Annotated in this window: 25 protein-coding genes; 15 read left to right on the top strand and 10 right to left on the bottom strand. The window is 61.1% G+C overall.

Features of this window, described 5'->3' with window-relative positions:
- Positions 1–106 precede the first annotated feature (106 nt).
- Both OKC41_RS07570 and OKC41_RS07565 read left to right on the top strand, forming a co-directional pair.
- Positions 107–835, top strand: a complete 729-nt coding sequence (locus OKC41_RS07570; RefSeq protein WP_041211259.1) for a response regulator — start codon at positions 107–109, stop codon at positions 833–835.
- Positions 832–1,911, top strand: coding sequence for an ATP-binding protein (locus OKC41_RS07565; RefSeq protein WP_270671828.1), 1,080 nt, complete (start codon positions 832–834; stop codon positions 1,909–1,911). The genes OKC41_RS07570 and OKC41_RS07565 overlap by 4 nt, the downstream gene beginning before the upstream one ends.
- Positions 1,912–2,057: 146 nt before the next feature.
- Here the strand turns inward: OKC41_RS07565 and OKC41_RS07560 are convergent, their stop codons facing one another.
- From OKC41_RS07560 to OKC41_RS07550, 3 genes are all read right to left on the bottom strand, one after another.
- The gene (locus OKC41_RS07560) at positions 2,058–3,548 is read right to left on the bottom strand and encodes a SulP family inorganic anion transporter (protein ID WP_201894479.1); all 1,491 of its coding nucleotides are present in this window, start codon (positions 3,546–3,548) and stop codon (positions 2,058–2,060) included.
- A gap of 319 nt (positions 3,549–3,867) precedes the next feature.
- Positions 3,868–4,443, bottom strand: coding sequence for a DJ-1 family glyoxalase III (locus OKC41_RS07555; RefSeq protein ID WP_201894478.1), 576 nt, complete (start codon positions 4,441–4,443; stop codon positions 3,868–3,870).
- A gap of 30 nt (positions 4,444–4,473) precedes the next feature.
- Positions 4,474–5,421, bottom strand: coding sequence for a ketopantoate reductase family protein (locus OKC41_RS07550; RefSeq protein ID WP_048208192.1), 948 nt, complete (start codon positions 5,419–5,421; stop codon positions 4,474–4,476).
- Between the two features lie 358 nt (positions 5,422–5,779).
- Here OKC41_RS07550 and OKC41_RS07545 point away from each other — a divergent pair, with 358 nt between their 5' ends.
- On the top strand, positions 5,780–6,262 hold the full coding sequence (locus OKC41_RS07545) for a YajQ family cyclic di-GMP-binding protein (RefSeq protein ID WP_010673357.1): 483 nt from the start codon (positions 5,780–5,782) through the stop codon (positions 6,260–6,262).
- 104 nt (positions 6,263–6,366) lie between these two features.
- On the opposite strand, the gene OKC41_RS07540 is transcribed toward OKC41_RS07545, so the two are convergent.
- The 6 genes from OKC41_RS07540 to OKC41_RS07515 all read right to left on the bottom strand — a co-directional run bounded on the left by OKC41_RS07540 (position 6,367) and on the right by OKC41_RS07515 (position 11,559).
- Entirely contained in the window at positions 6,367–7,173 is an 807-nt protein-coding gene (locus OKC41_RS07540; RefSeq protein ID WP_039040713.1) for an outer membrane protein OmpK, read from the bottom strand.
- 156 nt (positions 7,174–7,329) lie between these two features.
- The gene (locus OKC41_RS07535; RefSeq protein ID WP_223942916.1) at positions 7,330–8,631 is read right to left on the bottom strand and encodes an MFS transporter; all 1,302 of its coding nucleotides are present in this window, start codon (positions 8,629–8,631) and stop codon (positions 7,330–7,332) included.
- A 187-nt stretch (positions 8,632–8,818) separates the two neighbouring features.
- The gene (locus tag OKC41_RS07530; protein ID WP_042864276.1) at positions 8,819–9,148 is read right to left on the bottom strand and encodes a hypothetical protein; all 330 of its coding nucleotides are present in this window, start codon (positions 9,146–9,148) and stop codon (positions 8,819–8,821) included.
- A 114-nt stretch (positions 9,149–9,262) separates the two neighbouring features.
- Positions 9,263–9,814 carry a peptidylprolyl isomerase gene (locus tag OKC41_RS07525; RefSeq protein ID WP_010673361.1) on the bottom strand — a complete coding sequence of 184 codons (552 nt, stop codon included), beginning with the start codon at positions 9,812–9,814 and terminating at the stop codon, positions 9,263–9,265.
- A 14-nt stretch (positions 9,815–9,828) separates the two neighbouring features.
- Complete coding sequence (locus OKC41_RS07520; protein WP_039040711.1) at positions 9,829–10,401, bottom strand: YajG family lipoprotein; 573 nt, start codon at positions 10,399–10,401, stop codon at positions 9,829–9,831.
- A 24-nt stretch (positions 10,402–10,425) separates the two neighbouring features.
- Positions 10,426–11,559 (bottom strand): methyltransferase, encoded by a 1,134-nt coding sequence (locus OKC41_RS07515; RefSeq protein WP_236274681.1) that lies wholly within the window; start codon positions 11,557–11,559, stop codon positions 10,426–10,428.
- A 209-nt stretch (positions 11,560–11,768) separates the two neighbouring features.
- Here OKC41_RS07515 and OKC41_RS07510 point away from each other — a divergent pair, with 209 nt between their 5' ends.
- From OKC41_RS07510 to nqrM, 9 genes are all read left to right on the top strand, one after another.
- Positions 11,769–12,077 carry a BolA family transcriptional regulator gene (locus OKC41_RS07510; RefSeq protein ID WP_010673364.1) on the top strand — a complete coding sequence of 103 codons (309 nt, stop codon included), beginning with the start codon at positions 11,769–11,771 and terminating at the stop codon, positions 12,075–12,077.
- Between the two features lie 419 nt (positions 12,078–12,496).
- Complete coding sequence (locus OKC41_RS07505) at positions 12,497–13,840, top strand: Na(+)-translocating NADH-quinone reductase subunit A (protein WP_201894476.1); 1,344 nt, start codon at positions 12,497–12,499, stop codon at positions 13,838–13,840.
- A gap of 3 nt (positions 13,841–13,843) precedes the next feature.
- Complete coding sequence (locus OKC41_RS07500; RefSeq protein WP_010673367.1) at positions 13,844–15,073, top strand: NADH:ubiquinone reductase (Na(+)-transporting) subunit B; 1,230 nt, start codon at positions 13,844–13,846, stop codon at positions 15,071–15,073.
- Positions 15,063–15,851, top strand: a complete 789-nt coding sequence (locus OKC41_RS07495; protein WP_029313922.1) for a Na(+)-translocating NADH-quinone reductase subunit C — start codon at positions 15,063–15,065, stop codon at positions 15,849–15,851. The genes OKC41_RS07500 and OKC41_RS07495 overlap by 11 nt, the downstream gene beginning before the upstream one ends.
- Entirely contained in the window at positions 15,844–16,476 is a 633-nt protein-coding gene (locus OKC41_RS07490) for an NADH:ubiquinone reductase (Na(+)-transporting) subunit D (protein WP_005303545.1), read from the top strand. The genes OKC41_RS07495 and OKC41_RS07490 overlap by 8 nt, the downstream gene beginning before the upstream one ends.
- A 3-nt stretch (positions 16,477–16,479) precedes the next feature.
- Positions 16,480–17,076, top strand: a complete 597-nt coding sequence (gene nqrE, locus OKC41_RS07485) for an NADH:ubiquinone reductase (Na(+)-transporting) subunit E (protein ID WP_005303538.1) — start codon at positions 16,480–16,482, stop codon at positions 17,074–17,076.
- Positions 17,077–17,093: 17 nt separating this feature from the next.
- The gene (gene nqrF, locus OKC41_RS07480) at positions 17,094–18,317 is read left to right on the top strand and encodes an NADH:ubiquinone reductase (Na(+)-transporting) subunit F (RefSeq protein WP_010673369.1); all 1,224 of its coding nucleotides are present in this window, start codon (positions 17,094–17,096) and stop codon (positions 18,315–18,317) included.
- Positions 18,318–18,320: 3 nt separating this feature from the next.
- Positions 18,321–19,358, top strand: a complete 1,038-nt coding sequence (locus OKC41_RS07475) for an FAD:protein FMN transferase (RefSeq protein ID WP_029313924.1) — start codon at positions 18,321–18,323, stop codon at positions 19,356–19,358.
- A gap of 11 nt (positions 19,359–19,369) precedes the next feature.
- Complete coding sequence (gene nqrM, locus OKC41_RS07470; protein ID WP_010673371.1) at positions 19,370–19,594, top strand: (Na+)-NQR maturation NqrM; 225 nt, start codon at positions 19,370–19,372, stop codon at positions 19,592–19,594.
- Between the two features lie 81 nt (positions 19,595–19,675).
- Here the strand turns inward: nqrM and OKC41_RS07465 are convergent, their stop codons facing one another.
- Positions 19,676–19,888, bottom strand: coding sequence for a hypothetical protein (locus OKC41_RS07465; RefSeq protein ID WP_128343629.1), 213 nt, complete (start codon positions 19,886–19,888; stop codon positions 19,676–19,678).
- Positions 19,889–20,106: 218 nt separating this feature from the next.
- On the opposite strand from OKC41_RS07465, the gene dinB reads away from it, so the two are divergent.
- The 3 genes from dinB to OKC41_RS07450 all read left to right on the top strand — a co-directional run bounded on the left by dinB (position 20,107) and on the right by OKC41_RS07450 (position 24,569).
- Positions 20,107–21,159: a DNA polymerase IV gene (gene dinB / locus OKC41_RS07460; protein WP_201894475.1), complete on the top strand. Its 1,053-nt coding sequence runs from the start codon at positions 20,107–20,109 to the stop codon at positions 21,157–21,159.
- 67 nt (positions 21,160–21,226) lie between these two features.
- The gene (locus tag OKC41_RS07455) at positions 21,227–23,362 is read left to right on the top strand and encodes a methyl-accepting chemotaxis protein (RefSeq protein ID WP_201894474.1); all 2,136 of its coding nucleotides are present in this window, start codon (positions 21,227–21,229) and stop codon (positions 23,360–23,362) included.
- 286 nt (positions 23,363–23,648) lie between these two features.
- Positions 23,649–24,569 carry a transcriptional regulator GcvA gene (locus tag OKC41_RS07450; protein WP_029313926.1) on the top strand — a complete coding sequence of 307 codons (921 nt, stop codon included), beginning with the start codon at positions 23,649–23,651 and terminating at the stop codon, positions 24,567–24,569.
- Positions 24,570–24,580 lie beyond the last annotated feature (11 nt).

Genomic DNA, 24,580 nt, shown 5'->3' with positions numbered 1-24,580 from the left:
ATCGAGCGGGCATTATGGAGAGGGGCTATTGCGAATGATTCGAGGCTTTGTGGAGAATCCATGGAGGCGGTGATAAAGTTCAAACCCACCATTTTCGAGGCCGACCATGTCGTATCTTCCTGCTTCCGCCAACCCGGCGGCCCAGTCACTGGTACTGATTGCAGAGGATGAAGCCGAGATAGCCGACATCCTCGCCGCTTACCTGCAACGCCACGGATTGCGCACCCTGCATGCCGCCGATGGCCGCGAAGCCCTGGCCATGCACCAGACATGCAAACCCGATCTCCTGTTGCTGGATGTGCAGATGCCGCAGCTCGATGGCTGGCAGGTGCTCAGCGAGATCCGGGCCCGTGGCGACACGCCGGTGATCATGCTGACCGCTCTGGATCAGGACCTCGACAAGCTGATGGGGCTGCGCATGGGGGCGGATGACTATGTGGTCAAACCCTTCAACCCGGCCGAAGTGGTGGCTCGGGTACAGGCGGTGCTCAGACGCAGCCAGGCTGCGAAGCAGACCACGGCCCGGGTGCTGCGGGTCGGCCCCTTCCAGATCGATCTGGAGAGCCACGAGGCCAGCATTTGCCGCGATGAGAGGCAACAGATGCTGGATCTGACCCTGACCGAATTCAAGTTGCTCGCCTCCCTGATGCGGGCACCCAAGCGGGTGTTCAGCCGCGCCGAACTGCTGACCCACTGCCTGCCGGAGGGGGATACCCAGGAGCGCACGGTGGACAGCCACATCAGCAAGCTGCGCAAGAAGCTGGAGGCACAGGGCATCCAGGGGGTGCCCGCCAGTGTCTGGGGCGTCGGCTATCGCTTCGGGGGCGATGCGTGACATCGGCACCCGGCCTGCGCAGGCAAATCATCCGCTCCCTGGGGCTGATGGCGCTCGGCATCATCTGCCTCGCGGTGATAGGCACCTATGTGTTCTACGCCATTGCCGTGACCTATGTGCCTGGCAGCATCTCCGAGAGCTGGATGCCCTCCAGGGTCGAGATGATCTGGATTGGCTCGACCATTCTCATTGCATTGGGGATGGCGCTGTACGTGGCGGTGCGCCTCTCTCGGCGCATCCTGACCCCGCTCAATTCGGTGGCGAACAGCCTGCGAGAGGTGGCAGAGGGCAAACTCGATGCGCGCGTGCCGCTGGATGAACAGGCGATCGGGGAGACGGCGCAACTGGTGCGGGACTTCAACACCATGGCCGAGCGACTGCAGAGCATGACCCGCGAGCGGGAGTTCTGGAATGCCGCCATCGCCCACGAGTTGCGCACCCCGGTGACCATCTTGCGTGGCCGCTTGCAGGGGCTGGCCGAAGGGGTATTTCCGCCAGAGCGTGAGCTCTTTGAAGGGTTGCTGCGCCAGGTGGAGGGATTGACCCACCTGATCGAAGATTTGCGGGTGCTCAGTCTCAACGACAGCGGCCACCTGGAGTTGCAACGAGAGGCGATCAGGCTGGCCGACGAGCTTGCCGTGGTGCTTGAGGCGTTTGCCACTCCTCTGGCCGCGAGCGGTTTCACCCTCAAACGGGAGCTCGATGCCGAACTCTGGGTCTGTTGCGATGCACTTCGCATCCGTCAGGCCCTGATGGCGCTGCTGGAAAATGCCCAGAAGCACGCGGTGCCGGGCATGCTGACCGTGCGCCTGCATCGTTCGGGCACCCAGTGCATCCTGAGTGTGGAAGATGAGGGGCCTGGCATCAGCGAGGAGGTCGCCGCCCATCTCTTCGAGGCGTTTCGCCGGGGGGATCCGTCACGCTCACGCAAGAGTGGCGGCAGCGGGCTCGGACTCGCCGTGGTCAAGGCCATTGCCGAGGCCCACGGCGGCAGCGCGGTTTGCCAACCCGGCGGGCGGGGTGGCACCCTGTTCCTGCTTTCATGGCCCCTCTTGCACCCTGACGGCAGGTCATGACCCCGTATTGCCGCATCGGTTGAGTATGGGCAAGCCGAGGCGCGTGTGTTGACTGTGAGCCAACAGCCCAAAAAAAGCCCATCTCATGGGGAGAGACGGGCTTTTTTTATGGCTTGCAGGCAGCGCCCTAATGGGGCGCGCCGGGATCAATGCTCGGCCAGCAGGGGCTCTCCCTCCTGGCGTTTGTCGTGGATGGCAAAGCGATCGACCAGGGTGGCACTGGCGTTGTTCAGGCCGATGACCGCCACCTCTTTCCCCTCACGGCGGAACTTGATGACCACCTTGTCGAGGGCCGTGATGGCGGTGATGTCCCAGAAGTGGGCGTGCGTCAGGTCGATGACCACCTTCTCCACTTCCTCCCTGAAATCGAAACCGGCCAGGAACTGCTCGGCGCTGGCAAAGAAGACCTGGCCCCGCACCAGATAGGTACGCACAGCGCCGCTGCGCTCGCTGTCGCTCTTGACCAGCATGACGCGGGCAACCTTGTGGGCGAAGAAGAGGGAGGCGAGCAGCACCCCCACGAATACCCCGAGTGCCAGGTTGTGGGTCGCGACCACCACGGCGACGGTGGTTACCATCACCAGGTTGGTGGAGAGGGGGTGGCTCTTCAGGTTGCGTACCGACTCCCAGGAAAACGTGCCGATGGAGACCATGATCATCACGGCCACCAGGGCTGCCATGGGGATCTGACGGATCCACTCATCCATGAAGACCACCATCAGGATGAGCAGGGTCCCCGCCACGAAGGTGGAGAGGCGGCCGCGGCCACCGGATTTGATGTTGATGACGGACTGGCCAATCATGGCGCACCCCGCCATGCCTCCCAGCAGACCAGCGCCGATGTTGGCGATCCCCTGACCCTTGCACTCGCGGTTGCGATCGCTTGGGGTGTCGGTCATCTCGTCGACGATGGCTGCCGTCATCATGGACTCGAGCAGTCCCACCACCGCCAGCCCCGCTGAGTAGGGGAAGATGATGGCCAGGGTCTCCAGATTGAGGGGCACGTCGGGCCAGAGGAAGACCGGCAGGGTATCGGGCAGCTCACCCATGTCGCCCACGGTACGGATGTCGATGCCCAGGGTGATGGCCACCGCCGTCAGGATGACGATGCACAGCAGGGGGGAGGGGAGCAGTTTGCCCACCACGGGAACGAGGGGGAACAGATAGATGATGCCAAGCCCGGCCGCGGTCATGGCGTAGACCTGCCAGGTGACGTTGGTGAGCTCGGGCAGCTGGGCCATGAAGATAAGGATGGCCAGGGCGTTGACGAAGCCGGTCACCACGGAGCGGGAGACGAATCGCATCAGGCTGCCGAGCCTGAGGTAGCCCGCCGCTATCTGGAAGAGGCCGGTGAGCAGGGTGGCCGCCAGCAGATACTGCAGGCCATGTTCCCTGACCAGGGTCACCATCAGGAGCGCCATGGCGCCGGTGGCGGCGGAAATCATGCCGGGACGACCGCCGACGAAGGCGATGACCACGGCGATGCAGAAGGAGGCATAGAGGCCGACCCTGGGGTCGACGCCCGCAATGATGGAGAAGGCGATGGCCTCCGGGATCAGCGCCAGGGCGACGACGATGCCCGACAGCAGATCGCCCCGTATGTTGGAGAACCACTCTTGTCTTGCTCGTTCCAGCATGGGGATTTTCTCGCTCGTTGAGGAGCCATGGTCACAGGCCCGCAAATCAGGGGGAATGGCGGGGATCACAGGGTTGCATTGGCTGTTGATGGCCGGGTAAACCGGCCGGTCGGCATAACCGGAGTCAGGCGGCAGAGGCCGCACAGGGCAGGGTCAGGGCGGCGTGACGGCCACCCCAGAGCACATAACAGGCATAAGGGGCGCATGTTAACAGCCGGTGCCAGGCCGGGGAAGCCCGGATTGTTTTATCTAGCACAAGAGCAGCCAACATAGACCAAGCAAGGGGGCTCTGCCGTTTTCAGAGAAGTGATTGGTGCGATTATGGCAACACCGAAGGGGGCAACACCATGGGACCGGCCACCGCGTGAGCGGCCTCGTCACCTCGCAGTACCCGTACTATCTCGAGAGCGAACTCGATGGCGGTGCCTGGGCCCTGGCTGGTGATCAGGCGATGGGCTTCATCGGTCACGACCCGCGCCGTGCTCAATTGTGTCTCGGGCAGACGGGCCTGAAAGCCCGGATGGCAGGTGGTGCTCGCATCCCCCAGCAAGCCGTGATGGTGCAGTACCACGGCGGGGGCGGCGCAGATGGCGGCGCGCCAGCGGCCGAGGCCTGCCTGCTCCCGTAGCAGGTCGATGGCGAGGGGGGTGTCGCGGATCACTTCGCTGCCGGGCAGACCGCCCGGCACGACCATGGCATCGAAGTCACGGGTGGTCAGCTCGTCGAGATGGCAATCCGCCACCAGTTGCACCCCGCGAGAGGCGCGGATCTGGCGCGCTCCAGTGGGGCAGCAGGAGGCCAGCACCACATCGATGCCACCCCGAACCAGGGTATCGACGATGGCAACCGTCTCTATCTCCTCCGACCCGGGGGCCACCAGTACCAGTACGCTCATCCTGCACTCCTTGCTTGCCAGCTGCTCTGCTCAGCGCTTCTCTTTGACGGCCTGATAGAGGCCCTGATTGACCGGTACCGCGATACCGTGAAGGGCGGCCTTGCCCAGCAGGAAGCCGGTGATGGCCTCTATCTCGGTCTCGCGGCCCTGTTCCATGTCCTGATACATGGAAGAGTAATTGTCGGCGGTGAGCTCCACCACCATCATGACACGGCGCAACAGCTCTTCGCTGCCGGTAGGCTGACCTTCGGCCCGCATGACGTCAGCCACTTCCACGCAGATTTGCTGCAGGGCATCGGCAAAACGCGGACCGGCCAATTCGCCGTTCTTGAGCTTGTAGAGCGCGGTGAGGGGATTGATGGCACAGTTGACGGCGAGTTTCTGCCACTGGCGTGTCAGGATCTGCTCATCCCAACCGGCCTGACCCAGGGCGCTGGCCAGCTCGTCGGCGAGGTGGGCATGGGCACGGGCCGCTTCGTTGATTGGGCCCAACCAGGTCTCCCCCTTGCCGGTGTGGCGGAACACGAAGTGGCCGCTCTGCATGGCGCCATGGCTGGTGACGCCGGCGATCACCGGATTGTCGGGGAAGAGTGCAACCACCTGATCGGCGATCCCCATGCCGTTGTGCAGCAGCACGATGGGCACTCCTGCCGCCAGTTGCCCGACCAGAGGAGTGAGGGCCGATATCACCTGCCCCGCCTTGGTCATCACCAGCAGGCGTTTGATGCAGCCCGGCTTGTCGATGAAGGCGCGTTCGATGGCCAGGAGCTGGGTATGCCCCTCAAGGGAGGTAAAGTCGACGCCGGGGTGCAAGGTGGCACGATGGCGCTCGCGCAGCAGGAGGCGGGTTGCTTGGCCGCTTTGGGTCAACAGGGAGGCGAAGACGCCGCCCAGGGCGCCGCAGCCCAGCAAGGTCCACTCGGGAGAGACAGGGTGACGGCGTGTTTTCAGGTTGTTGTCGCGTAATCCGCTTGGCATGAAGAGGCTCGATCATGGGAAGGGCTGCCATCCTGTCAACCGCCAACCCGGGATAAGGGAAGATGTCGCTTGGTGAATACCTGGAACCGGTGCATGAGCTGGCTGCCGGGTCGTGCTCAAGGTTCATGCGCAGCCAGGGAGCCTCATGTATGCATGACCATACGGGTTCCTGGGCTGCACTTCACCGAGTGTCGGACCTCTCGCGACCGCTCCTGGACGGGTTCTAACGGGTCTCACCATTCCTGTGCGCAGGGGATTCTAGCAGAGCAATCCCATCGAAATCAGCAAATTTGCCCGTTTTCTGGTAGATTTGCCCACCTGTCAGCACAACCTGAAGTACAGCATGAGGAGCCCGGCTATGCCGTCATTCGATATTGTCTCTGAAGTCAAAATGAACGAGGTGTTGAACGCCGTTGATAACGCCAACCGTGAACTGGCGACCCGTTTCGATTTTCGTGGTGTGGAAGCCAGCTTCGAATTGAACAAGGAAGAAGTGAAGCTGGAAGCCGACGCCGATTTTCAGCTCAAGCAGATGGTCGAGATCCTGCGTGGCGCCCTGCTCAAGCGCCAGATCGAGAACAGTTCCATGGACGTGGGTGACAGCGTCCACTCCGGCAAGCGTTTCCACCTGACCGTGAAGTTCAAGCAGGGGATCGACAAGGAAGTGGCCAAGAAGCTGGTGAAGCTCATCAAGGATTCCAAGATCAAGGTGCAGGCCGCCATCCAGGGCGACGAGGTGCGGGTCACCGGCAAGAAGCGCGACGATCTGCAAGAGACCATGGCCTTGGTGCGTGGCGCCGAACTGGGCCAGCCGATGCAGTTCCAGAACTTCCGCGATTGATGGCGAACGGGGAGGGCGCGGCTCTCCCCCCACTGCCAGCATGAGGGCATAAAAAAAACCGGAGCAGCTGCTCCGGTTTTTTTGTGTCCGTGTGACGAGTTCGATTAGAACTTGTAGGTTACGGAGAAGTAGTGGCCGAAACCAGTGGTCTTCAGACCGTAGGAACCGTTCTGGATGCCGTAGATGTCGTTGAAGTACTTCAGACCGTAACCGACGGCGTAGCGGTCGGAGTGCCAGTACAGGCCGTTGAACATGGCGGTACCGTCGGTGGAAGTGTCCTTGGCATCAAACAGGTGATCCAGGTAACCCTGATAGGCTACGAAGCTGCCGTTGGAGAAGGTGTAGAAAGGCTTGAACCAGTTCATGGAGAACTGATAGCCGTTCCAGCCCTGCTCGCCACCGCCTTCATTGACGTGACGGGCATACAGGTTCATGCCCATTTTGCCGAACCAGGGCACCATGACGTCTGCACCCAGACCGGTCATGGCTTCAAACAGACCATCCGGACCACCGACGTTGATCAGGTTGGCGATGTAGACTTCCTGCACCGGGCCGAAGGAGAGATCTTTGCCGGTCATGGCATCGATGGAGATGCGCGGTGCAAATTTGATGAACAGGTTGTCCTGGTTGTGCTTGTCGTCGTGACGGTTCTGGAAGATGTCGAATACGTCGACGTAACCGTACAGATCGAAGATACCGGAACGGCCACCAAACTCCATTTCGAAGTAGGTATCGTTGTAACCACCTTCGGACTCAGCGTAGGGCAGCTGATCGATGGTGTGCATCACGTTGAACTGGAACCACTTGTAGTCGTTCTTGTGGATGTCGCCGCTGTAGTCGGCAGCGAAGGCCGGAGTGGCGGAGGCAGCCAGCAGACCGGCAGCGATCAGAGTCTTGGTAAATTTGGCCATTTTATTGGTCTCTTGTGCGTTAGTTGAGGTTTTCCGTAGCCTGCCCACAAGGAGCGGGAGGGATTCTAGCCAAATAAATTCAACGGATAAACAAGCACCAGGGAACTTTGTCAGGATTTGTGAATCTAATCACCCCCAAAAATTAGCAAACGCTTGCTATTTGCTCGTTTGTGGTGACAAGGTGCTGCCTCGTTTGGCAACCATGATGATCAGGATCATCACCGGAATGCCGAGCAGACTGGTGCCGATGAAGAAGTGGCTGTAGCCGATCTGCTCCACTACCCGACCAGAAAACCCCGCCAGCAACTTGGGCAGCAACAGCATGATGGAGCTGAACAGGGCGTACTGGGTGGCGGAGAAGGCGACGTTGGTAAGACTCGAGAGATAGGTCACAAACGCAGCCGTGGCGATGCCGGCGCTGAGGTTGTCCAGCGAGATGATCAGAGTCAGCAGCTCCAGGTTGTGGCCCACTTCGTTGAGGAGAGCGAACAGCAGGTTGGTGCTGGCGGTCAGCACGGCGCCGAGGAACAGGATGCGCAGGGTGCCAAAGCGCATCACCAGCACGCCCCCGAGCGCGGCTCCCACCAGCGTCATGATGACGCCATAGACCTTGGTGATGGTGGCCACTTCCGTCTTGCTGAACTGCAGATCCACATAGAAGCTGTTGGACATCACCCCCATCACCACGTCCGAGATGCGATAGCAGGCGATAAGCCCGAGGATCAGCAGGGCCGAGGAGCCGTAGCGGCGAAAGAAGTCGGCGAAGGGACACCAGATGGCCTCGTAGGTCCAGGCCCCCAGCCCGGCCAGCGTGGGTGGCCAACCCCGTGCCAGCAGGGTGGCCTTGCGCGCCATCTGCTGCTCGTCCTGACTCTTGAGATCGATCTGCGGCTCGTGACTCATCAGGGTGGTGAGGATGCCAAGAGACATCAGCCCTCCCATCAGCAGATAGGTGAGCTGCCAGCCGCGATAGTCATAGCCGTTGTTGCTGCCGAGCCAGGCCGCCAGCGCCAGCGCCCCCGCTCCCGCCATGATCATGGCGAGTCGATACCCCGTCATATAGGAAGCGGCCATGGCCGCCTGCAGCCGCTCGGGAGCGGATTCGATGCGATAGGCGTCGATGACGATGTCCTGGGTGGCAGAGGAGAAGGCCACCAGCAGGGCGAAGAGGGCCAGCTGGGCGAGCTGGGTCTTGGGATCGCAATAGGCCATCCCCACCAGGGAGAGGGCGATCAGCACCTGGGAGAACAGCATCCAGCTGCGTCGCCGCCCAAGCAGCCGTGACAGCAGGGGCAGGGGCAGCCGATCCACCAGGGGCGACCACAGCCACTTGAAACCGTAGGCCAGCGCTACCCAGCTCATGTAGCCAATGTCGGTCAGGCTGACATCCGCTTCGCGCAGCCAGAACGAGAGGGTGCCAAAGACCAGCAGCAAGGGCAGGCCGGAGGAGAATCCCATGGCGAACAGGATGAGTACCCGCGCTTCCAGATAGACGGCGAGAGCATCTCGCCAGCGGGTGGCGCGGCCCGGTGTGTGGCTGGGCGGGCGGAGATTGTTCAACAGCCTGACTCCTCTGGGAAAAGGGGGTCATTTTGTCAGGTTCGGCAGGCGTAGCCAAGGCAAGCCGAGTGGCGGGCGGCAGGTTTCAGGGGCGCGAGCCGATGCAGTGGTGCGGGCAGGGGCCCTCGTCGGCGAGAAAATTGGCGCAGGCCATGAGTTGCAGGCGCAGCGCGTCATCACAGAGGAGGCGCTGCTCATCCCACAGGTGCAGGCTGTGAAGCAGATGCCAGAACACACCTTCCTGTGCGTTGGCGGGGGTTTTGTCCATGGGGATCACGCAGAGCGCCTGCCAATGGGAGAGGAGCTGCCAGCTCAAGTCTTCCAACTGCTGGTAGGGAATCTTGCGTGCCAGAAAATGGCGAACCGCCTGGGCCAGCGGGCCGGCGTGTTGGGTTATGTAATCATGACAGGTCACCGGCTCCTCCTTCTGGTTCTGCTCCCCGATGCGTGGCACACATCGGGGAGCAGAGTATAGAAAAAGAGATTGGTGACCCGTTCAGGGACGCGGTGGAATGTGATCCGGGCCGCGTTATTTGTCCGCGAGCAGCACCACTTTCTTCAGGATGATGGGGCTGGTGGGGACGTCGTTGGCACGCAGGATGGAGCTGTAGCCGGTCTGGACCTGGGCCAGTTTGTCCAGCACCTCCATCCCCTTCACGACCTGGCCGAACACGGTGTAACCGGCGCCGGCATTGGCGTTGAGGTTGTCGTTGTCCACCAGATTGAAATAGAACTGGCGAGTGGCGCTGTCGACCGCCTGGGTGCGGGCCATGGCGATGGTACCGCGCTTGTTGGGCAGGCCGCCTCTGGACTCGTTGACCACGGGATCGAAGGTCGGCAGGGGCTGGAACTGCTGGTTGTAGCCCCCACCCTGCACCACGAAGTTCTGGATCACCCGGTGGAACAGGCTGCCGTCATAGCTGCCGTCTGCCACGTAGCGCAGGAAGTTCTTCACGGTCTGGGGTGCCTGTTTGGGGGCCAGCTCCACGACGATGGTGCCATGGTTGGTCTCCATCTGGACTTTTTGACCGGCAAAAGCCAGGGGGGCGATCAGGGTGACCAGTAACCAGAGTTTCTTCATTTATATGTCCTCGCTCAGCTCGGCTGACCCTTCAGATAACCGCGCAGCGCCTCGTCGGCCATGATCTGCTGCAGCACGCTGCCCAGTTGCTGGTTCAGAGTGGATTCCAGATCGGCCATGCTCGGTTCGCCCGGGCCCTCCTTGCTGGAGGACATGTTGAACTGCTTGGTCAGCTTGCTGCCCTGGAAGTCGGCAATCACCTGCAGGCTGACGCGGGACTTGGTGACATAGGTGAAGGTCTTCTCTTCCACGGTGACGGCGGCAGTGGAGATGGCCAGCGTCAGGTTGGTGGTGCCGCTGTTGCCCACTTCCAGGCCCTGGCTGCGCAGCCCTTCCGCCAGTTTTTCAGCCAGCAGGCTGTTGAGAGGCTGACTGCTGTTCACCAGCACAGGGGCCTTCTCTTTTTTCTTGATGGAGAAAACATAGGCGGCTTCACGCTTGTCCACCCCTTCCATGGTGATGCGGTTGCCGGAGTAGTACTGCTGGTTGGAGGGGATGACTTGCGGGTTGAGCAGGGCGCTCTCGGGCCAGTGAGTAGCACAACCGCCCAATACCAGAGCGGCCAGCAGCAAGAGTGACTTTTTCATCATGGGTTTCCTTTAGCTTTATCTTTAGCGTTTGATGGCTTTCAAAATAACGAATTTGCTGTTCGACGCAACGACTTGTGCGTTGCCAAACAGGCGCTTGAGTTTGTTGTGATAGTCCAGATGACGGTTGCCTACTATCCAGAGTTCGCCCCCCTGAGGCAACACCCGGTGGGCGTCGCTGAACATCTGCCAGGCGATGTGATCGGTGATCGCCTGCAACTGATGGAAGGGGGGATTGCAGAGGATCCTGTCTGCCGCCCCGACGGGAACGTCATCGAGACAGTTGTTGACCATGAAGTGGGCACGGGGCAGGGCATCGGGCAGGTTGTGCTCGACGTTGAGACGGGCCGAGGCCACCGCCATGTGGGATTCGTCGATGAAGGTCACCTCCACCTCGCTGTCCCGCGCGAGCAGGGAGAGCCCCAGCACGCCGTTGCCGCAGCCCAGATCGATCACCCTGCGGGCGCTATGGATCGGCAGGTTGTCCAGCATGAAGCGGGCACCGATATCCAGGCTGGTGCGCGAAAACACGTTGGCGTGGTTGTGGATCTGCATGGTGGTGCCTTCCAGCGGCCAGACGGTCGGGAAGGGGTTGGCCAGCGGGGGACGCTCGGCCGCCGGCGTGCAGTGAATGAGGCGCGCCTTCTTCCAGGCGAGCGAGGTACGGGTCTCCCCCAGATATTTCTCGAACAGCTTGAGGGTGGAGGTGTGGATGTCCTTGGCCTTGCCGGCGGCCAGCACCCGGGTGGCCGGGGTGACCACCTGGCGCAGGGCCAGCAGTTGCTGCTCCAGCAGGGCCTGATACTTGGAGACCTTGATCACCACCAGGGCCGGGGCCTGGGGCAGGGGGGCCAGGGCATCCTGCAGGGTGACAGTTCCACTGTCCAGGCCGTTCTCCGCCAGGTTGGCCAGGGTGGCCCGTTCGCTGATGTGGGAGTCGGTCACGCAGACGGGGGAGTGGCCGTGCAGGAAGGCGGTCAGGGCCCCGAAGCCGTCGTTCATGATGATGACGGGGCCGTCCGGCTCGAGGGGCGACTCGGCGAGCTGGTTGATCAGGTACTCGTCCGCCGCGTCCCAGGCCTGCAGAGGATCCTGGTTCTGCCGTGGGTAACGGTACAGGGTCAGGCGGCAGTGGGCCATGTCGAGCAGGGTTTGCATAATAAAGAAGTCCAACGTGTGGCTGAATGGATGACGACCGCCCGCATCGTGTTGTCCGGCGGGCAGGAAAGTGGCGCTATTCTAGCGGCGACGGAGAAATTCACCAGTCCGGTGCGGCGAGAGCGAGCGGATCCTTCGTACCTGATGCATCGGGCGCACAACCCTGGCTACAATGGCCGGATATTCAACGAGGAGTCCTTACCGTGAGCATGCAACAACAGATAGAGGCCAAGCTGGCCGCCGCGCTCTCCCCGAGCCACCTGGAAGTGATCAATGAGAGCTACATGCACAGGGTGGCACCGGGCTCCGAAAGCCACTTCAAGGTAGTCGTGGTGAGCCAGGCGTTTGAGGGACAGCGTTTGCTGGGGCGCCATCGTCAGGTGAACGGGGTGCTGGCCGACGAGCTGGCGGGAGCCATTCATGCATTGGCGCTGCATACCTATACCGAATCCGAGTGGCAGGCCAGGGAGCAGGCGCCAAAGACGCCGGGTTGCGTCAGCAAATCCCCCTTTGCGTGAGCCGTTGGACCTTCTGATGGCGCCTTCCTCGGGCCATTAACAGCGCTATCACGAATGGTGTGCCGCCAGGGATGAGGGGTGTAGCATTATTTTTTCTAATCCTTTTCCTTACGCCTGAAAAATACCTCTATATGGTTAGTTTTGCGAAAAGTCCTTTAAAACCACGGTTTGCAAGGACGTGCGCGAAATATTCAGTGAAGGTTAATTTTGTGATAGGGCGGGGATTTTCCCCATTTGGCGTGGCGGCTAACTCGCCTAAGGTGGTAAACTCAGGCGCTTTTGAATGATCCTGTATGTTGCTGATTTGTTTATTTCTTCGACAGCTTTCCGCGATGTTGACGGGCTCATTCAACAACTCGTCGTGATGTATTTCTCGGCGCTAACCAACCTGTCTTCCCTTAACGGTAGTGCAAGTGAGTATGATTACAATTAAAAGAGGACTGGACATCCCCGTGCTGGGTGCTCCGGAGCAAGTAATCTACGATGGCCCGGCCATCACCCGTGTTGCTACACTCGGCGAAGAGTTCGTGGGGATGCGTCCTACTATGTTTATCAAAGTAGGTGATCGCGTCATTAAAGGTCAGGAGCTCTTCGAAGATAAGAAGAATCCCGGCGTTAAATTCACGGCCCCTGCCACCGGTGTGGTTTCTGAGATCAACCGTGGTGCCAAGCGTGTTCTCCAGTCCGTCGTCATCGACATCGATGGGTCCGACGAGCAGGTGACCTTTGAGCATTTTGCCTCCGCCGAGCTGGCACAGCTCGAGCGCAGCAAGGTGCAGGAGATCCTGGTCGCATCAGGCCAATGGACCGCGCTGCGTACCCGCCCGTTCAGCAAGGTGCCGGCCGTGGGCTCCACCCCGCGCGCCATCTTCGTTACCGCCATGGACACCAACCCGTTGGCCGCCAGTGCGGAGCTGATCATCAAGGAGCAGGCCCAGGCCTTCCTCGACGGTCTGGCCGTGCTGACCCGCCTGACCGATGGTACCGTCCACGTCTGCAAGGGCGAAGCCAGCCTGCCGCACTCCTCCCTGGCCCAGGTCAAGGAAGCAGTGTTCGTCGGTCCGCATCCCGCCGGTCTGCCGGGCACCCACATCCACTTCCTGGATCCGGTCGGTGCCAACAAGGTGCAGTGGCACATCAACTATCAGGACGTGATCGCTTACGGCAAGCTGTTCACCACCGGCCAGATCTTCACCGACAAGGTGATCTCCCTGGCTGGCCCGAACGTCATCAAGCCGCGTCTGCTGCGTACCCGTCTGGGTGCCAGCCTCAGCCAGCTGACCAACAACGAGCTGCGTGCGGACGAAAACCGCATCATCTCCGGTTCCCTGCTGAGCGGTGCCAAGGCCGAAGGGGTTCATGACTACCTGGGTCGCTTCCACAATCAGGTGAGCGTGCTGGGCGAAGGCCGTGAGAAAGAGTTCATGGGCTGGGTCAAACCCAGTGCCAACAAGTTCTCCATCACCCGTACCACCCTCTCTCACCTGATGAAGGGCAAACTCATCAACTTCACTACCACCACCAACGGTAGTGATCGCTCCATGGTGCCTATCGGCAACTATGAGCGCGTGATGCCGCTCGACATCCTGCCGACCCTGCTGCTGCGGGATCTGATCTCCGGTGACACCGACAGCGCGCAGGCGCTCGGCTGCCTGGAGCTGGATGAGGAAGATTTGGCGCTCTGTACCTTCGTCTGCCCCGGCAAGACAGAGTACGGCCCCGTCTTGCGTGAGTGCCTGACCAAGATCGAACTGGAAGGTTAAGCGATGAGTTTCAAGCAACTTCTTGAAAATATGGAACATCACTTCGAGCCGGGTGGCAAGTACGCAAAGTACTATGCCTTGTTCGAAGCGGCGTACACCCTGTTTTATACCCCGGGTTCCGTGACCCGCAATGCCGCCCACGTCCGTGATGCGATCGATCTGAAGCGCATGATGATCATGGTGTGGCTGGCTGTGTTCCCGGCCATGTTCTGGGGCATGTACAACGTCGGCAACCAGTCTATCGCCGCTATCGCCCACATGGGCAGCGCGGCCGGTGCCGATTCCTGGCAATACGCCCTGGCCACCCTGTTCGGTGCCTCGCTGGATCCGGCCGTCGCCGGCATCGGCAGCAAGATGCTGATCGGTGCGGCGCACTTCTTCCCGATCTACATCACCGTCTTCATCGTCGGTGGTTTCTGGGAAGTGTTGTTCGCCATGGTGCGCAAGCACGAGATCAACGAAGGCTTCTTCGTGACCTCCATCCTGTTCGCCCTGATCGTGCCGCCCGAGCTGCCCCTGTGGCAAGCTGCCCTGGGTATCACCTTCGGTGTGGTGCTGGCCAAGGAAGTGTTCGGTGGTACCGGCAAAAACTTCCTGAACCCGGCGCTAGCGGGTCGTGCCTTCCTGTTCTTCGCCTACCCGGGTCAAATCTCCGGCGATGCGGTCTGGGTTGCCGTTGACGGCTTCTCCGGCGCAACCGCACTGAGCCAGTGGGCCCAGGGCGGCCAGATGGCGCTGATCAACGGTGCCACCGGTGAAGCCATCAGCTGGATGGATGCCTTCCTTGGCAACCTGCCCGGTTCCATCGGTGAAGTTTCCACCCTGATGATCCTCATCGGCGCGGCCATGATCGTCTACATGCGCATCGCCTCCTGGCGCATCATCGCCGGCGTCATGGTCGGCATGGTCGCGACCTCCCTGCTGTTCAACGTCATCGGTTCCGATACCAACCCCATGTTCAGCATGCCGTGGCACTGGCACCTGGTGCTGGGTGGCTTCGCGTTCGGCATGGCCTTCATGGCGACCGACCCCGTCTCCGCTGCCTTCACCAACAAGGGCAAGTGGTGGTATGGCGCCCTGATCGGCGTGATGGTGGTGCTGATCCGGGTAGTGAACCCTGCCTTCCCGGAAGGCATGATGCTGGCCATTCTGTTCGCCAACCTGTTTGCCCCCTTGTTTGACCATTTCGTGGCGCAGGCGAACATCAAGCGGAGGATCGCACGTGGCGTTTAATAAAGACTCTACTACCGGCACCCTCGCCGTAGTGACCGGTCTGTGTCTGGTCTGCTCCATCGTGGTCTCCGTGGCTGCCGTGGGTCTGCGTCCGGCCCAGCTGGAAAACAAGGCACTGGACAAGCAAAGCAACATCCTGTCCGTCGCCGGCGTCGACATCAGCGCCGTGGCCAAGCGTGATCTGGCCCAGCTCTATGGCGACAAGATTGAAGCGCGTCTGGTGGATCTGACCAGCGGTGAGTTCGTTGACGGCGACGCCGACAACTTCGACACCAAGGTTGCCGCCAAGGATCCGGCCAAGAGCATCCGTCTGGCCCCGGCCGACGACAAGGCCGGCCTGCGTCAGATCTCCAAGCTGGTTCCCGTGTTCTTCGCGAAAGATGCCGAAGGCAAGGTCGACAACATCATCCTGCCGATCTACGGCCAGGGTCTGTGGTCCACCATGTATGCCTTCGTAGCGGTCGCGGCCGACGGTCAGACCATCAAGGGCATCACCTACTATGACCACGGTGAAACCCCGGGTCTGGGTGGCGAGATCGAGAACCCGGCCTGGCGCGAGCTGTTCGTCGGCAAGAAGCTGTTCGACCAGAACGGTCAGCCTGCGCTGCGGGTGATCAAGGGCCATGCTCCGGCTGGTTCCGAGCATGAAATCGACGGCCTGTCTGGTGCAACCCTGACCGGTAATGGTGTACAGCACACCTTCGACTTCTGGATGGGCCCCAAGGGCTTCGGTCCCTTCCTGGCCAAGGTACGTGCAGGAGAAATCAACAATGGCTGACAAGAGCGAAATGAAAAAGTTGCTGTTGACGCCTGTGCTCGGCAACAACCCCATCGCACTGCAGGTGCTGGGTGTCTGTTCCGCGCTGGCCGTTACCAGCCAGATGAAGACGGCGTTCGTGATGACGCTGGCCGTTACCGCGGTCACCGCCTTCTCCAACCTGTTTATCTCTCTGATCCGCAACCAGATCCCGAACAGCGTGCGGATCATCGCCCAGATGGCGGTGATTGCCTCGCTGGTTATCGTGGTTGACCAGGTGCTCAAGGCGTATGCCTATGACATCTCCAAGCAGCTGTCGGTGTTCGTCGGCCTCATCATCACCAACTGTATCGTGATGGGTCGTGCCGAAGCCTACGCCATGAAGAGTGCCCCGCTGCCCTCCTTCCTGGACGGTATCGGCAACGGTCTGGGTTATGGCGCCGTGCTGCTGACCGTGGCCACCGTGCGCGAGATCCTGGGTTCCGGCACCTGGTTCGGCATCGAGCTGCTGCCGCTGGTGAACAATGGTGGCTGGTATGTGCCCAACGGCCTGCTGCTGCTGCCGCCGAGTGCGTTCTTCATCATTGGTCTGATCATCTGGGGCGTGCGCACCAAGGATCCCAAGCAGGTGGAGGCGAAGGATTAAGGTATGGAACACTATATCAGTCTGTTGATTCGCTCGATCTTCATCGAGAACCTGGCGCTCTCCTTCTTCCTGGGGATGTGTACCTTCCTGGCGGTGTCCAAGAAGGTCAAGACCGCCATGGGGCTGGGGATTGCCGTTATCGTGGTTCAGACCGTTGCCGTCCCGGCCAACAACCTGATCTACAACTACGTGCTCAAAGACGGTGCCCTGGTATCCGGTCTGGATCTGAGTTTCCTGAGCTTCATCACCTTCATCGGGGTGATCGCGGCCCTGGTGCAGATCCTGGAGATGGCGCTGGACAAGTACTTCCCGGCCCTCTACAACGCCCTCGGTATCTTCCTGCCGCTCATCACCGTGAACTGCGCCATCTTCGGTGGTGTCTCCTTCATGGTGCAGCGTGACTACAACTTCGTTGAGTCCGTGGTCTATGGCGTGGGTTCGGGTGCAGGCTGGATGCTGGCTATCGTCGCGATGGCAGGGATCCGCGAGAAGATGAAATATTCCGATGTTCCGGAAGGCCTGCGCGGCCTCGGCATCACCTTCATCACCGCGGGTCTGATGGCGCTGGGCTTCATGTCCTTCTCTGGTATTTCCCTGTAATCGGAAAGGAAATATAGATGGAAATTATTCTGGGTGTGGTCATGTTCACCGTGATCCTGCTGGCCTTGGTGGCAGTCATTCTGTTCGCCAAGTCCAAGCTGGTGACCGCCGGTGACGTGACAATCAGCATCAACGGCGACCCGGCCAAGGCTGTGACCAGCCCGGCGGGTGGCAAGCTGCTTGGCGTGCTCGCCGGCAGTGGTATCTTCGTCTCCTCCGCCTGTGGTGGCGGTGGCTCCTGTGGTCAGTGCAAGGTGCGCGTGAAATCCGGCGGCGGCGACATCCTGCCGACCGAGCTGGATCACATCAGCAAGGGCGAAGCCCGTCATGGCGAGCGTCTGGCCTGTCAGGTCACCGTCCGTTCCGACATGGACATCGAGCTGCCGGAAGAGATCTTCGGCGTGAAGAAGTGGGACTGTACCGTCATCTCCAATGACAACAAGGCCACCTTCATCAAGGAGCTCAAGCTGCAGATCCCCGATGGCGAGAGCGTGCCGTTCCGCGCCGGTGGTTATATCCAGATCGAAGCGCCTGCTCACCACGTGCAGTACAAGAACTTCGATATTCCCGAGGAGTATCGTGGCGACTGGGATCGCTTCAAGATCTTCGAGCTGGAGTCCAAGGTCAACGAGCCGATCATCCGTGCCTACTCCATGGCGAACTATCCGGAAGAGTTCGGCATCATCATGCTGAACGTGCGGATCGCAACCCCGCCGCCCAGCAACTGGACTGCCCCTCCCGGCCAGATGTCTTCCTACATCTTCAGCCTGAAGGCTGGTGACAAGGTGACCATCTCAGGTCCGTTCGGCGAGTTCTTCGCCAAGGACACCGACGCCGAAATGGTGTTCGTCGGTGGTGGTGCGGGTATGGCGCCGATGCGCTCCCACATCTTCGACCAGCTGCGCCGTCTGAAGACCAAGCGCAAGATGAGCTTCTGGTACGGTGCCCGTTCCAAGCGCGAGATGTTCTATGTCGAAGACTTCGACATGCTGCAGGCCGAGAACGACAACTTCCAGTGGCACGTCGCCCTGTCCGATCCGCAACCGGAAGACAACTGGGATGGCTACACCGGCTTCATCCACAACGTGTTGTTCGAGAACTACCTCAAGAACCACGAGGCGCCTGAGGATTGCGAGTTCTACATGTGCGGGCCTCCCGTGATGAACGCCGCCGTCATCAACATGCTGAAAAACCTCGGTGTTGAAGACGAGAACATCCTGCTGGATGACTTCGGTGGTTAATCCATGCACAGCGTTGTAAAGACCTGGCTAGCCTTCGGGCTAGCCTTTTTCTTGACTGGGTGCGGTCAGGAAACGGTCCAATCGAAGCCGGAGATCCACATCACCGGCAGCACCATGGGTACCTACTACTCCATCAAGGTGGCGGATAGCGCCGTTCAGGATGCCGCCAGGCTGCAAGCCGAGGTCGACGTCTTGCTGGAGCGGGTCAACGATCAGATGTCGACCTATCGCCCGGATTCCGAGCTGTCACGCTTCAACCAGCACAAGAGCAATACCCCTGTGGTGGTTTCCCGCGATACCGCGCGGGTGGTGACCGAGGCCATTCACATTGGCCGCGAGAGCCGTGGGGCGCTGGACGTCACCGTCGGTCCTCTGGTCAATCTGTGGGGCTTTGGGCCGGATGCCAGACCGACCAAGGTGCCGTCCGACGAGCTGATCGCCCAGACCCGGCAGAAGACGGGCCTTGGCAATCTGCATGTGATAACCTCTGCCGATGCCGATACCCTGCAAAAGGACATCCCGGACCTCTACGTGGATCTCTCCGCCATTGCCAAGGGGTTTGGCGTGGACAAGGTGGCCGAGTACCTGGAGTCCCAGGGGGCGCGCAACTATCTGGTGGAGATCGGCGGCGAGCTGCGCATCAACGGCGTCAACGGCAAGGGGCATCCCTGGCGTGTCGCCATCGAGAAGCCGACCGTCAATGCCGGTTCCGTACAAGAGGTGATCCTGCCCGGTGACAACGGGGTGGCCACCTCGGGCGAGTACCGCAACTATTACGAGCTGGACGGCAAGCGCTTCTCCCACACCATGGATCCGCTGACGGGCAAGCCCATCCAGCACCGCCTGGTGTCGGTGACCGTCATCCACCCCTCCTGCATGACTGCAGACGGGTTGGCGACCGTGTTCATGGTCATGGGGCCGGAGAAGAGCCTGGCCTATGCCAAGGAACGGGGGCTGGCCATCTTCACCATCACCAAGACGGATGACGGGTTCGAAGAGGCCTATTCGGATGCCTTCAAACCATATCTGGTCAAGAAGTAAGGGGTAACTACATGCAGATCTTTCTGATCACCTTCGGGGTGTTTCTGATGGTCGTGGTGGCCATGGCCATCGGCTACATTTTCCAGCGCAAGTCCATCTCCGGCTCCTGTGGCGGCCTGGGTTCCATCGGGATCGAGAAGGAGTGCGACTGCCCCGAGCCTTGCGACAACCGCAAGAAGAAGATGGCCAAGGAAGAGGCCCGTCGCAAGATGCTGGTGGACAACCGCATCATCTAACGGCGGATATCGCTCTGAAGGCAGCCTTCCAACGAAACGAGCCGACCCCTGGGTCGGCTCGTTTTTATAAGTGGCATGGGGTCAGTAGTCATATTGGCTGCACGACTTTGCTTTGAACTCTTTCTTTCGCTTTGCCAGCTCCTCCCTGGTGCCCAGTTCATCCCCCTGCCTGATGGCGGTTTCCAGTATCTCGATGCGCTTGTACAGCCAGCTGCATTCGGCTGTCGGGTGATCCTTGGCCATGGTCGCTAGCGGCAACAGCAGCAGGCAGAGCCCCGCCCGGATGATGCTCATGCTTCTCCTCCTTGAGTCTCGTGTGGATGTGGCCTTGAGAGTCTATGCCGCCGCGCCCGCGCGCAGACTGGTAGAAATGACAGGGGTGGGGTAGCATGGAACGTCCAACTGGTTATCCATACAGTATTTTTGGCTTTCGACATGTCTCCTCGCCGGATGCCCAGGGTCTATCCCTATGATCTGTTCGGGAGGCTGTCGACACAGCAACAGACACAGCCATGCGCAAGATCATTCACATCGACATGGACTGCTTCTTCGCCGCGGTGGAGATGCGGGACAACCCGGCCCTCAGGGAGGTGCCGCTCGCCATCGGTGGCGCCGCCGACCGACGCGGGGTCATCTCCACCTGCAACTACGTGGCGCGCCGCTTCGGGGTGCGCTCCGCCATGCCGAGCGCCCTGGCCAGAAAGCTTTGTCCGCCATTGGTGCTGATCCCCGGGCGGATGGCCGTCTACAAAGAAACTTCGCGCCAGTTGCGCGCCATCTTCCTGCGCTACACCGAGCAGGTGGAGCCGCTCTCCCTCGATGAAGCCTATCTCGACGTGACCCAGAGTCCCCGCTGCGGTGGCAGCGCCACCATGATGGCGGCGGAGATCCGTGCCGCCATCAGCGTCGAGCTTGGGTTGACTGCCTCGGCCGGTGTGGCGCCGAACAAGTTTCTGGCCAAGCTCGCCTCCGAGCAGCGCAAGCCTGACGGCCTGTTCGTCATCCGCCCCCAGGAGGTGGACGAGTTCGTGCGCCAGCTCCCCCTTGGCAAGTTGCCCGGCATCGGCCGCAAGACGGCAGAGCGGCTGGAGTCCCTCGGGCTGTATTCGTGCGAAGATGCCCGTCAGCTCGGCAACGAGGAGCTGATCGCCCGTTTCGGCAAGCTCGGGGAGATGCTGGCCGGCCGCATCTGGGGGCATGACGATCAGCCGGTGCAGGCCAGGCGGGTGCGCAAGAGCATCGGTGTGGAGACGACGCTCGCCAGCGACGTGCTGGACGAGGACGCCTGCTGGCAGGTGCTCAGCCGGCTCATTCCCGAGCTGGAGCAGCGTTTTGCCAAGGCCTGCTCTGCGGAGATGCTGATGGGGCAGGGGATCAAGCTGAAGTTTGCCGATTTTCACCAGACCACCGTCTACCGCAAGGGGAGTTATCAGGCGGCACGTTTCCACGATCTGCTGCACGAGGGACTGCAACGGGCTCAAGGAAAGCCCATTCGCCTGCTCGGTCTGGTCGTTGGTTTGCCCGGAGCGGGTGAAATCAATCAATTAAGCCTGGATCTCTGCTGATTTAGTTAAGTTTTTGTATCAAAAACCGATACAGTGTTCACATCTGTAGACGTTAGGAAATAGTGGCATGAGTTCTCTTTCTGTTCAGGGACGGATCACCCTGATCGCCGGTTGCTGTCTGCTGGCCAGTGCCGTCGCGCTGGTGGCTTCTTCTCTTTTCAACGCGGCCCGCATGCAGGAGCAGGTGCTCACCTCCACCACCCTGGAGGGGCAGCACGCGGCAGAAAACTGGATGCAGGCCATGGGGGCGACCCAGGCAGCCCGGGTGACCAGCTACCTCGATGAGGCTTACTTCAGGGCGACCCTGCTTGCCGAGGGCATTCTGTTCCAGCGCAAGAACGCGGCCGACAACTTCGTTCACTCCGAGGCGCTGCGCAATGCCGTCAACCAGCAGTTGCAGGATGCGGCGGAGTCGTCAGCGAACCTGCTCGGTGTCTATGCGGTATTCGAACCCAACCAGCTCGACGGGGAGGATGACAACTATCAGGGGTCGACGGCGCTTGGCGCCAACGACAAGGGGCGTTTTTCCAGCTATTGGGCCAGGGTCGACGGCAAGGTCAACCTGGAGGTGATGGACGAGGCGATGCTGGCCAACGACAAGCCCTCCGGACACGGCGGCCTTGAGAACGACTGGTACAGTTGCAGCATCCGCAGCAAGGCGCTCTGTCTGCTCGAACCCTATGTGGACGAGGTGGGGACCCAGCAGGTGTTGATGACCTCGGTGACCGTGCCGCTGCTGGACCAGGGCTCCCTGCTTGGCATGGTGGGGGTCGACATCTCCCTGGGGACCCTGCAGAGCCTGGTGGAAGAGATGGGCCGGACCCTCTACAAGGGGCAGGGCAAGGTGCTCCTGCTCAGCAGTGAAGGGCGGGTGGCCGGCGTGGAAGGGTTCCCGGTCGCCCTTGGCAATCTGCTGGAGCAGCAAGGGCTGGCGCAGGATCTCAAGGGGTGGCTGACCAAGGGAGATGTGGTGACGCGCTGGAGCCCGGATGGCGCACTGTTGCAGACCTTCGTGCCGGTCAGCATGCGCGGTACGGATCGCAAGTGGGGCATCTATATCGAGCTGCCCCGCGCCGTGGTGCTCGCCTCGGCCCTGCAACTGCAAGGGGAGCTTGAGGAGCAGGCCCAGCGCAGCGTGGCCACCCAGCTCACCATAGGTGGCGGGATTTCGGCGCTCGCTCTGCTCTGCATCTGGCTGATGGCCCAGCGCATCGTGGCGCCCATCCGCGCCGTGGTGGCACGCCTCAAGGACATCGCCAGCGGGGAGGGGGATCTCACCCAGCGCATCGATCTGCGCAGGGATGACGAGATAGGCGAGCTGGCCAAGTGGTTCAACAAGTTCCTGGACAAGCTGCAATCCACCATCAGCCAGGTGATCGACACCGTTGCGGGCACCCGGGCCAGTGCGGCCCTGGCGGCGCAAGGGGCAGCCCGTACCAGCGCCGGCATGCAGTCCCAGTATCAGGAGGTGGATCTGGTGGCGACCGCGTTTGAAGAGTTGAGCGCTACCGCCCTGCAGGTCGCCGGCAATGCCAATGCGGCGGTGGCGGCGGCCGATGAGGCCGACACGGCGGCCCAGGAGGGCAAGTCCGTGGTGGCGCAGACCCAGGAGGCCATGTCCAGACTGATGACGGTGATAAGCGATGCCAAACCAGTGGTGGAGCACCTCTCTGCCAACAGCGACAACATCAACGACATCCTGGTGGTGATCCAGGGGATTGCCGAGCAGACCAACCTGCTGGCCTTGAACGCGGCCATCGAGGCGGCCCGAGCCGGTGAGCAGGGGCGCGGTTTTGCGGTGGTCGCCGACGAGGTGCGCAACCTGGCGGGCCGAACCCAGAACGCGATCGTCGAGATCCAGAACCTCATCGGCCAGTTGCAGTCAGGGACGGAGGCGGTGGTGAAGGCGATCCTGACCGGTCATCACCAGGCGGATCTGACCCTCACCAAGGTGGAGCAGTCGGTCAGCGTGCTGGAGCAGATCATCCAGGCTGTCGGCACCATCCACCAGATGAACGAGCAGATCGCGAGGGCCGCGCAGGAGCAGAGCGGAGTGGCGGACGAGATCAATCGCAACGTCAGCAACATTCGCGATGTGAGCCATACCATTCGGGCGGAAGCGGCGACCTCCGCCGACAACGGGCGCGAGCTGTCGCAACTGGCGGACAAGCAGCAGCAACTGGTGGGCCAGTTCCGGGTGTAGGGGAGGATAAGAAAAAAGGCGCCATCCAACCGGAGGCGCCAAACACATTCAGATGACAGACTGGGTTAAATCGACCTGATTTAGCCCTTCTTCCCGCAGAGGAAGAAACACAACACCACAATCACTGTCGACTCACTCACAAAAACCACATGTAAACCAACATGGAAGAGAAGGTGTGAGCCATATGACAACGAATTGCGTGGCGAATTATGTTTATTCACTGGTCGACCCGCAACCGACAATTTATAATGCGCCCCATTAGAAAAATTCATCGTCGGCCGATTCCATGTCTCGTCGTTTACCTCCGCTCAATGCACTGAAAGCGTTTGAAGCCGCGGCTCGTCACTTGAGCTTTACCCGCGCAGCAGAAGAGCTGTTCGTGACCCAGGCAGCCATCAGCCACCAGATCAAGGCGCTGGAGGAGTATCTCGGCATCAAGCTGTTTCGCCGCAAGAATCGCTCCCTGCTACTGACCGAGGAGGGGCAGAGCTACTTCCTCGACATCAAGGACATCTTCGCCTCCATCTCCGAGGCGACCGACAAGCTGCTGGCCCGCAGCGCCAAGGGGGCGCTCACCGTCTCCCTGCAGCCGAGCTTCGCCATCCAGTGGCTGGTGCCCCGCCTGGTCAAGTTCAGCGAACGCCACCCGGACATCGATGTGCGGATCAAGGCGGTGGACATGGACGAGGGGTCGCTGACCGACGACGTGGACGTGGCCATCTACTACGGCCGCGGCAACTGGCCGGGTCTTCGTTCGGACAAGCTGCACACCGAGTACCTGATCCCGGTCTGCTCGCCCCTGTTGCTGACCGGCCCCAAGCCCCTGCGCACCCCGGACGATCTGACCCGCCACACCTTGCTGCACGACACCTCCCGGCGCGACTGGAAGGCCTGGTTCCGCCAGCTCGATATCGATGCCCCCAATGTCAATCAGGGGCCCATCTTCAGCCACTCCACCATGGTGATCCAGGCGGCGATCCACGGTCAGGGGGTGGCGCTCGGCCACAGTGTGCTGGCCCAGCCGGAGATCGAGGCGGGTCGTCTCATCTGCCCGTTCGAGCAGGTGCTGGTGAGCAAGAACGCTTTCTATCTGGTGTGTCAGGAGCAGCAGTCCGATCAGGGCAAGATAGTGGCCTTCCGTGACTGGATGCTGGAACTGGTGGAGCAGGAAGAGGCCCGCAGGCGTGCCCGCCTTGCCGATGCCTGAGGAGTTGACCT

Origin of the sequence: Aeromonas sp. QDB17 (genome assembly GCF_027705305.1) — a bacterium.
Taxonomy (GTDB): Bacteria; Pseudomonadota; Gammaproteobacteria; order Enterobacterales; family Aeromonadaceae; genus Aeromonas; species Aeromonas caviae.
The sequence above is the reverse complement of the archived record's forward strand: the minus strand, read 5'-3'. Positions and strand labels throughout refer to the sequence as shown.